This is a genomic window from Devosia sp. (assembly GCF_041917035.1).
Lineage (GTDB): Bacteria > Pseudomonadota > Alphaproteobacteria > Rhizobiales > Devosiaceae > Devosia_A.
Window position 1 is genome coordinate 1 of the sequence record NZ_JAYRYM010000113.1, and the last position, 12,136, is coordinate 12,136.

The window sequence follows — 12,136 nt, forward strand, 5'->3', positions numbered from 1 at the left end:
TCAGGGCCGCGGTCCCCTACTATGGCGGACAGCCCAATCCCGAGGCGGTGCCGGCGATCAAGGCCCGGCTGATGGCGCACTATGGCGGCCTCGACGATCGCATCAACGCCGGCATCCCGGCCTTCGAGGCGGCGCTCAAGGCCGCCGGCACGGACTACCAGATCTTCGTATACGAGGGAGCCAACCACGCCTTCAACAACGATACGTCCGAGGCCCGCTACGACAAGGCGGCGGCCGATCTCGCCTGGAGCCGCACCATGGGCCTGTTCCGCGAGACCCTCGGCTAGAGCCGTGTCCGCGCCTTCAGCGCCTGGCTGAGGGTGCCCTCATCGAGATAGTCCAGCTCGCCCCCGACCGGCACTCCGTGTGCGAGGCGGGTGATCTTGACGCCACTGGGGGCCAGGCGGTCGGTGATGTAGTGCGCCGTGGTCTGACCCTCGACGGTGGCGTTGACGGCGAGCACGATCTCCTCGAATTCCGGCGCGCGCCTCAGCAACGCGTCGATGCTGAGATCGTCGGGGCCGACGCCGTCGAGCGGCGAAAGGACGCCGCCCAGCACATGGTACCTGACTGCGCCGACGCCGGCGCGCTCCAGCGCCCAGAGGTCGGCGACGTCCTCGACCACGATCAGCAGCCCACTCTCGGCACGCCGCGGGTCGGCGCAGATGTGGCATGGCGAGCGCGTGTCGACATTGCCGCAGACCGCACACACCGTTACCGCCTGCACCGCCCGGTCGAGCGCCGCGGCGAGCGGAATCATCAAGGCGTCCTTCTTCTTGATCAGCTGCAGCACCGCGCGACGGGCCGATCGCGGCCCAAGCCCCGGCAGTCGCGCCAGCAGCAGGATCAACTGCTCGATCTCTGGTCCGGCAGTGGCCATGGCTAGGGCTCGGCGGTGGTTGTGCGCTGCCGGCGAATGCCGGGCAGGGGATTGCCGGTTTGCAGCATCCTCAGAACGGGAACTTCATTCCGGGGGGAAGCGGCAGGCCCGCGGTCATCTCCTGCATCCTGGCGTTCATTTCTGTTTCGGCCTTGCCGCGGGCATCGTTGTGGGCCGCCAGGATCAGGTCCTCGAGGACTTCGACGCTGTCCTCGCTGAACAACGAGGGATCGATCCGGAGGCGCTTCATGTCACCCTTGAGGGTGAGGGTCACCGTGACCATGCCGGCGCCCGAACGCCCCTCGACGGTCGAATCGGAGAGCTTGGCCTGGAACTCCTGCATCCGCCCCTGCATCTCCTGGGCGGCCTTCATCATGCCCATGATGTCTTTCATTCTTCTTCATCCTCATCGCTGTCGCGGAAGGCGTCCGCATAGGCCTCGACCGGGATCTGCTCATGCTTGACGTTGACCCGGACGGTCGCCCCTGGAAACGTCTCGAGGATCGCCTGCACCAACGGATCCTGGTGTGCCTGGGCACGGACCTGCTCGTGCTGTTCCTCGCGCTGCTCGCGTATCGTCGGTACGTGCCGGGCATCGGTCTTGAGCGTGATCATCCATTGCCGGCCGGTCCAGGTCTTGAGCCTGGCCGAAAGCGTCTGGATGATCCCGGGATCGGCCCCCTCGATCAGCGCGACCTCGAGCCGCCCATCCGAGATCGAAACCGGTCGCAGCGAGGCCTCGAGCGCATGCTTGACGATCAGGTCGCGCTTCTCACCGGCGAGCGCCACGAGTTCGGCATAGCTGCGCGGATTGGCGAGGGCCTGGGGCGCGGGCTGCGACGGCGCGGTCGCCACGGGGGCGGGGGCCTCGAGCCGTGCCGCCTGCGTCACCGCGCCTCGTCCGATCGGCGTCGTCGGCTGAGGCGTCGTCGGCGGCTGACCCTGCAGCTTGCCGATCACTTCGTCCGGCGTCGGCAGGTCGGTGGCGTAGGCGAGACGCACCAGCACCATCTCCGCCGCCTGCAGCACATCGGCCGCCTTCTGCACCTCGTCATATCCCCTGAAGAGGATCTGCCAGGTCCGGCTCAGCGCCCGCATGCCGAGCCGCGATGCAAGCAGAGCGCCGCGGCTGCGTTCGTCCGGCGTCAGCGAGACGTCGTCCGCTGCTGCCGGCACCACCTTGATGCGGGTGACGAGATGGGTGAAGTCGCACAGGTCCGAGACGATGGTCTGCGGGTCGGCACCGGCGTCGTAGAGTTCGCACAGGGTGTTGAGCGCCCCGGCGATGTCTCCCGCCATCAGGGCTTCGAACAGGTCGATCGTGCGGGCCCGGTCGCCCAGCCCGAGCATTGCCTTGACCGTCGCCGCCGTGACCCGGCCATCGCCGTGGGAAATCGCCTGGTCCAGCAGGCTCTGGTTGTCGCGCACGCTGCCCTCGCCGGCGCGCACGATCATCGCCAGCGCTTCCGGCTCGTAGCCGATCCCCTCCTTGCCGAGCAGTTCCACCAGGTGGGCGGTCATGATGTCGGGCGGCACCCGACGCAGGTCGAAGCGCATGCAGCGGCTGAGGATCGTCACCGGCACCTTGCGGATCTCGGTGGTGGCGAAGATGAACTTGACGTAGGGCGGCGGTTCCTCGAGCGTTTTCAGCAGCCCGTTGAAGGCCGCCGTCGACAGCATGTGCACCTCGTCGATGATGTAGACCTTGTAGGGTGCAGAGACCGGCCCGTACTTCACCGAGTCGATGATCTCGCGGATGTCGTTGATGCCGGTGTTGGACGCGGCGTCCATCTCCACCACGTCGACGTGCCGGCCTTCGATGATGGCGCGGTCGTGAATGCCTTCCTTGTCGAAATCGAGGGTCGGGCGACGCCCCGTCTCGTCCTCGTAGTTGAAGGCGCGGGCGAGGATGCGGGCGGTCGTGGTCTTGCCCACGCCGCGCACCCCGGTGAGGATGAAGGCGTGGTGGATGCGGCCGGTGCGGAACGCATTGCGCAGCGTCTGCACCATGGCGTCCTGCCCGATGAGCCCGGCAAAGCTCAGCGGCCGGTACTTCCGCGCCAGCACCAGATAGGGCGAAGTCGCTGCCGGAGCGGCGGGCGCGGGCACATCGTCGGGGAACATTCCGTCAGCCATGCCAGTGCATATAGCGAGCGCACGCCCGCTTCGCAAAACCTCATCCCGTAGAAAGCCGGGAACCGGTCGAAAAATGTGGGGAATGGAGGAGGCTGGCAACGACCCGTGAGGATCTCGTTGGGGCTGCTTCCTTCCGGACCTGACCCGGTTGGCGAGGAACACGTCCGCGCCAACCTCCCGGCGCCTATATGGCGGCGCTTTGCCCCGATGGCAAGTCCTTCGGAGGAACCGCATCGCGGCCCGGCGCGTTCCTGCCTCGCTGCGCCACCACTTGCGCGGCGCGGCGAAGCGCTCCAGATCTACGGAGCCATGAAGCTCACCATCATCCAGACCGGCGACGTGCCCGCAGCGCTGCGGCCCAGATTCGGCCCCTACCCGCCGATGTTCTCACGTATGTTCGAGGAGGCCGGCGTGGCGTTCGACTATGAGGCCGTGCCGGTCTACGACGGTGCGGCCTTTCCCGAGCCGGCGACGCTCGAGGCCATCCTCATCACCGGCTCGGCGGCCGGGGTCTACGACGATTTCGCCTGGCTCGAGCCCTTGCGCGCCTTCATCCGCTCGGCCTATGCCGCCGATACGCCGATGCTGGGCATCTGCTTCGGCCACCAGATCATGGCAGATGCGCTGGGCGGCGACGTGCGCAAGTCGGACAAGGGCTGGGGCCTCGGGCGGCACACCTACGGCGTCGCCAGCCGGCCGCCGTTCCTCTCTACCGACCTGCCGGAACTCTCCATCGCCTGCTCGCACCAGGACCAGGTGATCACCCCGCCCGCCGAGGCCGAGGTGTTCCTTGCTTCCGCGTTCACGCCCAACGCCGGGCTCGCCTATCGCAACGGCAGGGCCCTGAGCCTGCAGCCGCATCCGGAGTTCGATGACGACTACACCCTGGCACTGGCCGAGCTCCGCCGCGGCAAGGCACCCGATGCGGTGGTCGAAACCGCCACGGCGTCGCTGGCCATTCCCTCGCACAGCGGCGAAATGGCGCGTTGGCTGGGAGATTTCCTGAAGGCCTGAGGTCCGCCCCAAGGACTTGCGCGAGGCGTTCCGACCGCGGATCGATGGTTTTCGGTCGTCGCCCGCGTCGCCATGACGCCTAGCTGTCCTTGCCAAGCAGGAGTGCGGATGCGCGACTGATCAGTGCTCCAGCAGCGCCCGGATCTCCGCCCTCAGCTGCTCCATGCCGAGCTTGGTCTCGCTCGAGGTGACGATCAGCTCGGGATGGGCTGCGGGGCGCTTGGCGATGGCCTCGCGGGTATTCCGAAGCGCGTCCTCGAGTTCCTTGTGGCTGGGCTTGTCGGCCTTGGTGACCACCACCTGGTAGCTGACGGCCGCCTTGTCGAGCTCATTCATCACCGTCTTGTCGTTGGCGTTGGGCCCGTGCCGGCCGTCGATCAGCACGTAGACGCGGCGGAGGTTGGGGCGGCCGGTGAGATAGGCGTGGATCAGCCGGGTCCAGGCCTTCACCTTGTCCTCGGGCGCCTTGGCAAAGCCGTAGCCGGGCATGTCGACGATCCGGAGCGGCGCGTCGGCCGCCTCGAAGATGTTGAGCTCCTGCGTGCGGCCGGGCGTGTTCGAGGTGCGCGCCAGCTGCGTCATGCCGACCAGCGCGTTGATCAGCGAGGATTTGCCGACATTGGAGCGGCCCGCAAAGGCGATTTCCAGCCGGTCGGGCGGCGGCAGGTCGTCGATGCGCACGCAGCCCTTGATGAAGGCGAAGGGCCGCGCAAACAGCAGTCGCGCGGCTTCGACCTGGGCGTCGGTGAATCTGGGTTCGGTCATGCCGCCTTCCATAGGGGAGGGGGCGCCAGAAGGAAAGGCCGGCCGCCATCGGCAGGAGCTAGATCGGGTAGCCGAAGGCCCGTCGCTCGAGGCCGCGACTGACGAGGCCGCGCGAGAATTCTGGCCAGTCGATAACCCTGTCGGCGGCAGCCGTCGTGCGATCCTGTCGTGTGAGCGCGGTGAGGTTCGGGGCCTGTGGCACCCGCAAAGTCACCCCGACCTGAGCCGCGGCGGCGGCCAGGCGCTTGAGCGTGGCTTGGGGGGGCAAATCGATCTCGGTCTCGTAACGCAGCACCGGCTGCGGCAGGAAGCGCCGGTTGAGCCAGTTGCGCCAGTGATCGAACCAGCGCTCCTGCTGGTCCATCCAGAGCCCGAAATCGGTGACATCGAGAGCGCTACGAGTCTCGTGGCCGTTGGCTCGCGCCCGGCTCCTCTCTTCGATCTCCTCGCGCCAGCCTATGTAGGCGTCGATCTGCCGGCGCACCACCAGGACCAGCCGCACCCCGGGGCGCGACGCGATCGTCTCCTCGATGCGTCTGGTCGGGAGCATGTCGGAGGTGAGCCTGAGCACCAGGACGCGTCGACCGGCCGCCTGGGTGGCCGCGAGCGCCGCCTCGAACGCCGCCTCGGGCTCGATCTGCTGTGCCAACGTGGCGAACAGGTCCGGAAATGCCTGCACCTCCGCGAGATTGTCGCAGAGGCGCATGAGGTGTGCCGCGCCGGAGCCGGGAGAAGTGACGAGGCACAGGGTGTCGAGCGACACCTGCCCCGCCTCAGTTTGCCTTGCTGTCCGCCGGCTTGCGCTTGAAGCTGGCGGTGATGTTGCCGAGCAGGTCCACCTCGGCACCATGCCGCTTCATGATGAACCACTGCTGCGTCACCGAGAGCAGGTTGTTCCACGCCCAGTAGATGACGAGGCCCGCCGGGAACGTGCCGAGCATGAAGGTGAACACGATCGGCATCCAGTTGAAGATCATCGCCTGCGTCGGATCGGTCGGCGGTGGGTTCAGCTTCATCTGTACCCACATGGTGATGCCCATGACCAGCGGCCAGACGCCGAGGTGCAGCAACCCGCCGAGGATCGGCAGCGCGGTGGGATTCCAGGGGATCAGGCCGAACAGCGTGAAGATGTTGGTCGGGTCCGGGGCTGCTAGGTCGACGATCCAGCCGAAGAACGGCGCGTGCCGCATCTCCAGCGAGATGAAGATGACCGTGTACAGCGAAAAGAACACCGGGATCTGGATGAGAATCGGCCAGCAGCCGGACAGCGGGTTGATCTTCTCTTTCTTGTAGAGCTCCATCATCGCCTGCTGCTGCTGCACGCGATCATCCTTGAAGCGTTCCTGGATGGACTTCATCTCCGGCTGCACGCGCCGCATGGCCGCCATCGAGGCGTAGGAGCGGTTGGCGAGCGGAAAGAACAGGCCTTTGACAATGACCGTCACCGCCAGAATGGCGAGACCGAAATTGCCGAGGATCCCGTACAGGAACTGGATCAGCTCGAACATCGGGCGGGTGATGAAGTGCAGCCAGCCCCAGTCGATCAGCAACTCGAGCCGGTCGAAGCCATAGGTGTTGTCATAAGCGTCGATGACGCGGGTCTGCTTGGCGCCGGCGAACAGATAGCTCTTGGTTTCCGCAGTGCCGCCGGCGGGAACCACCAGCGGCGTACTCTCGACGAAGCTCGTCTGGTAGATATCGAGCGTGCCGGACTTCTGGTGCGAGAAGCGGGCGTTGATCGGCGCCCCGGGCTGCGACAGGATGGCGGTCGCCCAGTATTTGTCGGTTATTCCGACCCAGCCGCCGGTAGCGCTGCTGGCGTCGATCTGCTTCTCGTTGGCGACGTCGTCGTACTTCTTCGACACGAGGTTGTTCGTGCCGAGCACGCCGAGCGGACCCTCGTGCTGCACGAAGAAGTTCTGAACCGCCGGCTTTCCCTGCCGCACGATGCGAGAATAGGGAAACAGCGCCACATCGCCCGCGCCGCTGTTCTCGACCGATTGCGTCACGGTGAACAGGTAGTGGTCATCCACCGCGATGGTGCGACGGAAGACGAGACCGCCGCCATTGTCCCACCTGAGCGTGACCGGGGCGGCGGCCGTGAGCGTCTGGTTGCTGCCCTCGAGCGACCACACCGTGTCGGCCCCCGGCAGCACCGCCGTTGAGCCGCTTGCCGGTGCAAAGCCCGTCTCGACATAGTAGCCGTGCGGGGCGCCCGAAGGGACCAGCAAGGTGATGATCGCCGAACTCGGATCGACCGTCTCGCGGTATTCCTTGAGCTGCAGGTCGTCGATGCGGGCGCCGGTCAGGCTGATCGAGCCGGCCAGCGCCGGGGTGTCGATCGCGATGCGCGGCGTGGCGGCCAGTGCGGTCGCGCGGTCCGGGAAGCTGCCGCTGCTGTTGTCCGTCGCGGTGGCAGGTGTGCTGCCATCGGTGGTTGCCGGAGTGGCGAGGCTCTGGTCGGCGGCCGCCTGCTGCGCCTCGATCTGCGCGCGCTTTTGAGCCTGCTCGAGCTGTGGGCCTGCCACGAAGAACTGCCAGCCGAACAGCACCACCATGCTCAGCACGATCGCAATGATCATGTTGCGGTTGTTTTCAGACTGCATCAGCGCTTCTTCCGGGCGTGGACTTTGGGGATGGCAGCGGCGAGGTCAGCGACCAGCCGGTCGAACGGCACGCTGAGCGCCTCGCGGCGGCCGACGAGCACGTAGTCATGTTGGGGCAGCAACTGCAATGCGCAAGTCCGCGCTGCGGCGCGCAGCCTCCGTCGGATACGATTGCGCTCCGGAGAATTGCCGGTGAGCTTGGTAACCGTGAAGCCGACCCCCGGCTCGATCCGGTCTGCATCGTTGACCTGAAGCGAAAACGCAGAGCGCCCGACGCGACTGCCCCGGGCGACTCTGAGAAATTCCGATCGGGTCTTGAGGCGCCGCACAGGGGCCTCCTGCGACATGGCCGCCGACACGGCCGGCAGCTCAGGCCGAGAGCTTCTTGCGGCCGACGGCGCGGCGGCGGGAAAGCACCTTGCGGCCGTTCTTGGTCGCCATGCGGGCGCGAAAACCGTGGCGGCGCGTGCGGACCAGTGTGCTCGGCTGGAAGGTACGTTTCATGACATCAGACCACGCCGGCGCGCGGTTCCTCTAGTTCTTTGCTGCGCAAGATGCGACGCCGGACGGGTCCCGACAGGGCGCCCACGGCAGGTTGGCGCGGCTTATAGGGAATTGGTCGCCCCAAGTCAACGCGGAGCGGCGTCAGACTGCGCCCCGGAGCGGGCCAGAAAATCGCGATTTCCCCATTGCCTTGGTCGGGATGGCTATTGTCACATTCGACCCCGGTGATAATGAGGCGCGGGGAGGGCTGTTTCCCCGTCGCAAAGAGGCGCACTTGGCGGAAATCCTCACTCCCGACCTCTGTGTCATCGGGGCCGGCTCCGGCGGACTGGCCGTTGCCGAGGCCGCCCGCGCTCACGACGCCAGCGTCGTGATCGTCGAGAAGGGACGTCTCGGTGGCAACGCGCTGCATATCGGCGCCACTCCGGCCCGCGCTCTCGCCGCGGCGGCCGACCACGCGCAGGCGCTGCGCGAGGCCCCGCTGTTCGGAATCTCGGCTGAGGAACTCAAGGTCAACTTCCGAAAGGTGCATGATCACGTCAACGCCGTGATCGCCGCACTTTCGCCGGCCCAGGCCGCGCCGCGCTTCGAGGCTCTCGGGGCCACCATTCTTGCCGCCGAGGGGCGCTTTGTCGACAAACGCACGCTGGTCGCGGGTGACACGCTGGTGCGGGCTCGTCACTTCGTGATCGCCACCGGGGGCAGGGCGGAGGTCCCGGCAATCCCCGGGCTCGACGCAGTTCCCTTTTTCACCACCGACACCATTCTCGACAACACGCGGAAGCTGACGCACCTGGTGGTGGTCGGAGGTGGTCCGCTGGCGCTGCAGCTTGCCCAGTCCTATCGCCGGCTGGGCTCCGAGGTCACGGTGGTCGAGGCGGGCCTGTTCCTGCCGGACGCCGATCCGGAACTGGCGGCGGTCGTACTCAAACGACTGGCCGAGGAAGGTGTGCGGCTGCTTCCGTCGAGCAGCGTCGCGGCGATCCAGGCGCGTTCGATGGGCATCGGAGTCAGCGTGAATGCCCCCGACGGCGAGGTGGCGCTCGATGCGTCCCAGATCCTCGTCGCCACCGGCCGCTGGCCGATGCTCGACGGGCTCGATCTCGACAAGGCCGGCATTCGCCGCAGCAAGGCCGACCCTACCCACCTCCAGCTGAACCGGGCCGGGCGGACCAGCAACCCCGCCGTCTTCGCGATCGGCGAGGCCGCCGGGACGGACATGGTCCATGCCGCAAGGCGCCAGGCCGCGCAGGTGGTGCGCTCGGCGCTGTTCGGCCTGCCGGCGGCAAGCGATCCGCTGGCGGTTCCCCGCGTGCTCCATACCGATCCGGAACTGGCGGAGGTCGGCCTTTCGGAGCGGGCGGCGCGCACGCGCCACGGCCTCGGTTTCCGTGTCACGCGGCTCAGCTTCGCCGACAATGACCGCGCCCGCGCCGCCCGTACGCCGTACGGTGTCGTCAAACTGATAACCACCCGCAGCGGCAGGCTGTTGGGCGCCGGGATAGCGGGCCCGGGGGCGGCCGAACTGGGCGCCCTTTTCGCCCTGGCACTGGCCAGCGGCACCACGGTTGCCCAGTTGGCGACTCTCGCGGCTCCGTATGGCAGCTATGCCGAGATCGTCAACCGGCTGGCCGATCTGGCCGTGACGCAGGCCCCCAACCCCATCCTCACCCGCCTGCTCTCGTTGCGTCGGCTGCTCGGCTGAACCGCTACGAAGGCGCTGGAAAGCCGGGAGTTTCCCCGCTATCTGTTGCCCTGATGGCAACCACAAAACGCGCGATGCCTGGCCGGCTTTCCGGCCTCTCCGTCAAGATCATCGCCACGATCGTGATCGTGATCCTCGCGGTCGAGGTGGTGATCTACCTGCCGTCGGCCGCCAGCTTCCGCCAGGGCTGGCTGAACGATCGCCTGCGGGTCGGGATCGTCGCCGCCCGCGTGCTCGACGCCGTCCCCGACGCCATGAACCTGCCGCGCATGCTGACCGACCGCCTGCTCACCTCGGCCGGGGCGCTGGCCATCGTCTACCGGCGTGAGGGACAAAGCCAGCTGATCGAACTGGCCGATGCGGACATGCCTCGGGAGGCGGTGACCGTCGACATGCGGGTGCGCGATCCGGCGACCCTGATCCTCGGGGCCCTCGACACCCTGCTGTTCGGTGGCACCCGGACCCTGAGGATTGTGGGGGAGGAGATCGGACAGCAGGAGAGGATCATCGAGGTGCTGATGCCCGAGGCGCCCCTCAAGGCAGAGCTGCTGGTCTATTCGCGGAACCTGTTCGTCCTGTCGCTGATCCTCGCCATCATCACCTCGGCGGTGCTCTACGTCTTCGTCTCGCGCATCCTCATCGGCCCGATCAGGCGGCTGACGGGCAACATGGTGGGTTTCCGCCGTGCGCCCGAGAATGCGACGCTGATCGTCGCCCCGACGGCGAGGCGCGACGAGATCGGCGTCATGGAGCAGGAACTGGCTGCCATGGAGACCGACATCTTCTCGATGCTGCGCCAGCGGCGACACCTCGCCGACCTCGGCCTCGCCGTGGCCAAGATCAACCACGATCTGCGCAATACCCTGACCTCGGCCCAGCTCCTGTCGGACCAGGTGGCCAATGTCGATGACCCGAACGTGCAGCGACTGGCGCCGCGACTCGTGCAGTCGATCGATCGCGCCATCGGCTTTGCCCAGTCGGTGCTCGACTATGGTCGGCAGAGCGCCGCCCCGCCGCGCCCCGTGCGGGTGGACCTGCACCGGTTGATCGAGGATGCGGCGTTCGAGGCGGGCCTTGCCGGCCATCCGGCGATCAGCTTCGTGAATGCCGTGCCGGCCGAGACGGCCGTCCTCGTCGACCCGGATCAGTTCGCCCGGATCTTCATCAATCTCCTCCGCAACGCGCGCGAGGCGCTGGAGGTCAAGGGTGCGGGAGCCGAGACCCCGAAGGTCGAGGCCGGGCTGGCCGAACATCCGGATGGCCTGTTGGTCTGGGTTCAGGACAATGGTCCGGGCCTGCCGCCGCGGGCCCGCGACAACCTCTTCGTCGCGTTCGAGGGCTCGGCCCGGGCCGGCGGCACCGGGCTGGGGCTCGCCATTGCGCGGGAACTCGCCGAGGCACATGGCGGTCGCCTCGGCCATGTCGATACCCCTCGGGGGACCCGTTTCGAACTGACCCTGCCGGTCGCTCTGCGTCATCCCTGAGCCCGGCGTCGCCCGCCGGGAATCTGCGCGGCGCGCGCTTGCATTGCAGGGGCACCCAATGTATGGGTCTGCGCGTTCCGCCGGACCCGTTCCGGCCGACAGGCGCCCGTAGCTCAGCTGGATAGAGCACCAGACTACGAATCTGGGGGTCAGGAGTTCGAATCTCTTCGGGCGCGCCATTTTCTTCAATGGATGGGTTGGCTGCTGCTCCTCGCCAAGGTCGAGCGCGACGGGATCATCCCGATCGTGCCCCCCGTTCCGGACACCGACCTGCACGACTGCTGACGCTCGCGATCCGACTGGTCGATGCGCTGTGACGCGTAGCACCTCGGCACCGGAATGGCCGGCGCATGGATACCGTCGGGCTCCGCGCCGAGGTGCCGTCGTCGCCTGTCGCCGCATCGCCATGTCCCAGGATCGCCGACCGGCCGCCACCTGAAAGCCGCCCGCAGCGCGATCGCCATTGCCGGCCCCCGGCCCGCCTTGCGCATCTGGTCTCTCCGCCGGGCACGGGACCCGTTCGGGGCGGGGTAGAACGGGTGGCGCCCCGTGCCGTCGTCCGGGGCTTCGTGCCCAACGGACCGCTCGACCTGAATCCCCGGTGACCCTGCACCGCCCTGATGGCGAGCCTCCGCTTGCCGGGCCGCCTGCCTCACGCCGTTGTGCCAGGACCGGGCCGACCCCGCTCCGAGTTGGCCGCATCCCCGTTATCGTCTCGCTCGTCGCCCTCGCCGTCCGAGCTCTCGCCGACCAAGCGCTTGCCACCCTCGGTCGCGGGCTCGGCACGTCGATCTCAATAGTAGGTATTTGCATTGACTATATCGCTTCGCAGCATCGGCTTTGGCATGGTTTGGGCAAGAAGGCGACACCACCCGATAGCGGTGGCTGCCGGCCGGAGGGGGCGCTCCGCATCGGTGCACGCCGCCCTCGGCTCCAGTTCTTGCGGAAGCCCGAAGGGCCGATACTGAGGAGAATTTCATCGTGCGTTTCACCAGAGCTGCTCTGCTGGGTGCGGCAGTGCTCGCGATCCTTGCCGCGCCGG

Annotated in this window: 12 protein-coding genes, 1 tRNA gene and 1 other RNA gene; 5 read left to right on the forward strand and 9 right to left on the reverse strand. The window is 67.4% G+C overall.

The window, feature by feature from the left end; translation table 11 throughout:
- A partial coding sequence (locus ACE3TU_RS12590) for a dienelactone hydrolase family protein (protein WP_374624662.1) occupies positions 1 to 287 on the forward strand: 287 nt, incomplete at its 5' end.
- Here the strand turns inward: ACE3TU_RS12590 and recR are convergent.
- From recR to ffs, 4 genes are all read right to left on the reverse strand, one after another.
- Positions 284 to 880 (reverse strand): recombination mediator RecR, encoded by a 597-nt coding sequence (gene recR, locus ACE3TU_RS12595; RefSeq protein ID WP_374624664.1) that lies wholly within the window; start codon positions 878 to 880, stop codon positions 284 to 286. The genes ACE3TU_RS12590 and recR overlap by 4 nt on opposite strands.
- A 70-nt stretch (positions 881 to 950) precedes the next feature.
- Positions 951 to 1,274: a YbaB/EbfC family nucleoid-associated protein gene (locus ACE3TU_RS12600; RefSeq protein WP_374624666.1), complete on the reverse strand. Its 324-nt coding sequence runs from the start codon at positions 1,272 to 1,274 to the stop codon at positions 951 to 953.
- Positions 1,271 to 3,004, reverse strand: coding sequence for a DNA polymerase III subunit gamma/tau (locus ACE3TU_RS12605; protein ID WP_374624668.1), 1,734 nt, complete (start codon positions 3,002 to 3,004; stop codon positions 1,271 to 1,273). Before ACE3TU_RS12605 ends, ACE3TU_RS12600 begins: the two co-directional genes overlap by 4 nt.
- Positions 3,005 to 3,099: 95 nt before the next feature.
- Positions 3,100 to 3,195, reverse strand: an RNA gene (gene ffs / locus ACE3TU_RS12610) — signal recognition particle sRNA small type.
- Between the two features lie 28 nt (positions 3,196 to 3,223).
- Here ffs and ACE3TU_RS12615 point away from each other — a divergent pair.
- A complete protein-coding gene (locus ACE3TU_RS12615; RefSeq protein ID WP_374624670.1) occupies positions 3,224 to 4,030 on the forward strand; it encodes a type 1 glutamine amidotransferase in 807 nt (268 codons plus the stop codon).
- Positions 4,031 to 4,150: 120 nt separating this feature from the next.
- On the opposite strand, the gene yihA is transcribed toward ACE3TU_RS12615, so the two are convergent.
- From yihA to rpmH, 5 genes are read right to left on the reverse strand one after another with little or no spacing between them, the layout of a single operon-like run.
- Positions 4,151 to 4,795 (reverse strand): ribosome biogenesis GTP-binding protein YihA/YsxC, encoded by a 645-nt coding sequence (yihA, locus tag ACE3TU_RS12620; protein ID WP_374624672.1) that lies wholly within the window; start codon positions 4,793 to 4,795, stop codon positions 4,151 to 4,153.
- 58 nt (positions 4,796 to 4,853) lie between these two features.
- A complete protein-coding gene (locus ACE3TU_RS12625) occupies positions 4,854 to 5,558 on the reverse strand; it encodes a hypothetical protein (protein WP_374624674.1) in 705 nt (234 codons plus the stop codon).
- Positions 5,559 to 5,568: 10 nt separating this feature from the next.
- Complete coding sequence (gene yidC / locus ACE3TU_RS12630; protein WP_374624676.1) at positions 5,569 to 7,401, reverse strand: membrane protein insertase YidC; 1,833 nt, start codon at positions 7,399 to 7,401, stop codon at positions 5,569 to 5,571.
- Complete coding sequence (gene rnpA / locus ACE3TU_RS12635; RefSeq protein WP_374624678.1) at positions 7,401 to 7,730, reverse strand: ribonuclease P protein component; 330 nt, start codon at positions 7,728 to 7,730, stop codon at positions 7,401 to 7,403. The genes yidC and rnpA overlap by 1 nt, the downstream gene beginning before the upstream one ends.
- A 40-nt stretch (positions 7,731 to 7,770) precedes the next feature.
- A complete protein-coding gene (rpmH, locus tag ACE3TU_RS12640) occupies positions 7,771 to 7,905 on the reverse strand; it encodes a 50S ribosomal protein L34 (RefSeq protein WP_374624680.1) in 135 nt (44 codons plus the stop codon).
- 274 nt (positions 7,906 to 8,179) lie between these two features.
- On the opposite strand from rpmH, the gene ACE3TU_RS12645 reads away from it, so the two are divergent.
- The 3 genes from ACE3TU_RS12645 to ACE3TU_RS12655 all read left to right on the forward strand — a co-directional run bounded on the left by ACE3TU_RS12645 (position 8,180) and on the right by ACE3TU_RS12655 (position 11,273).
- Entirely contained in the window at positions 8,180 to 9,610 is a 1,431-nt protein-coding gene (locus ACE3TU_RS12645) for an NAD(P)/FAD-dependent oxidoreductase (RefSeq protein ID WP_374624682.1), read from the forward strand.
- Between the two features lie 53 nt (positions 9,611 to 9,663).
- Positions 9,664 to 11,094 carry a PAS domain-containing sensor histidine kinase gene (locus ACE3TU_RS12650; RefSeq protein WP_374624684.1) on the forward strand — a complete coding sequence of 477 codons (1,431 nt, stop codon included), beginning with the start codon at positions 9,664 to 9,666 and terminating at the stop codon, positions 11,092 to 11,094.
- 102 nt (positions 11,095 to 11,196) lie between these two features.
- A tRNA-Arg gene (locus ACE3TU_RS12655) sits at positions 11,197 to 11,273 on the forward strand.
- Positions 11,274 to 12,136 lie beyond the last annotated feature (863 nt).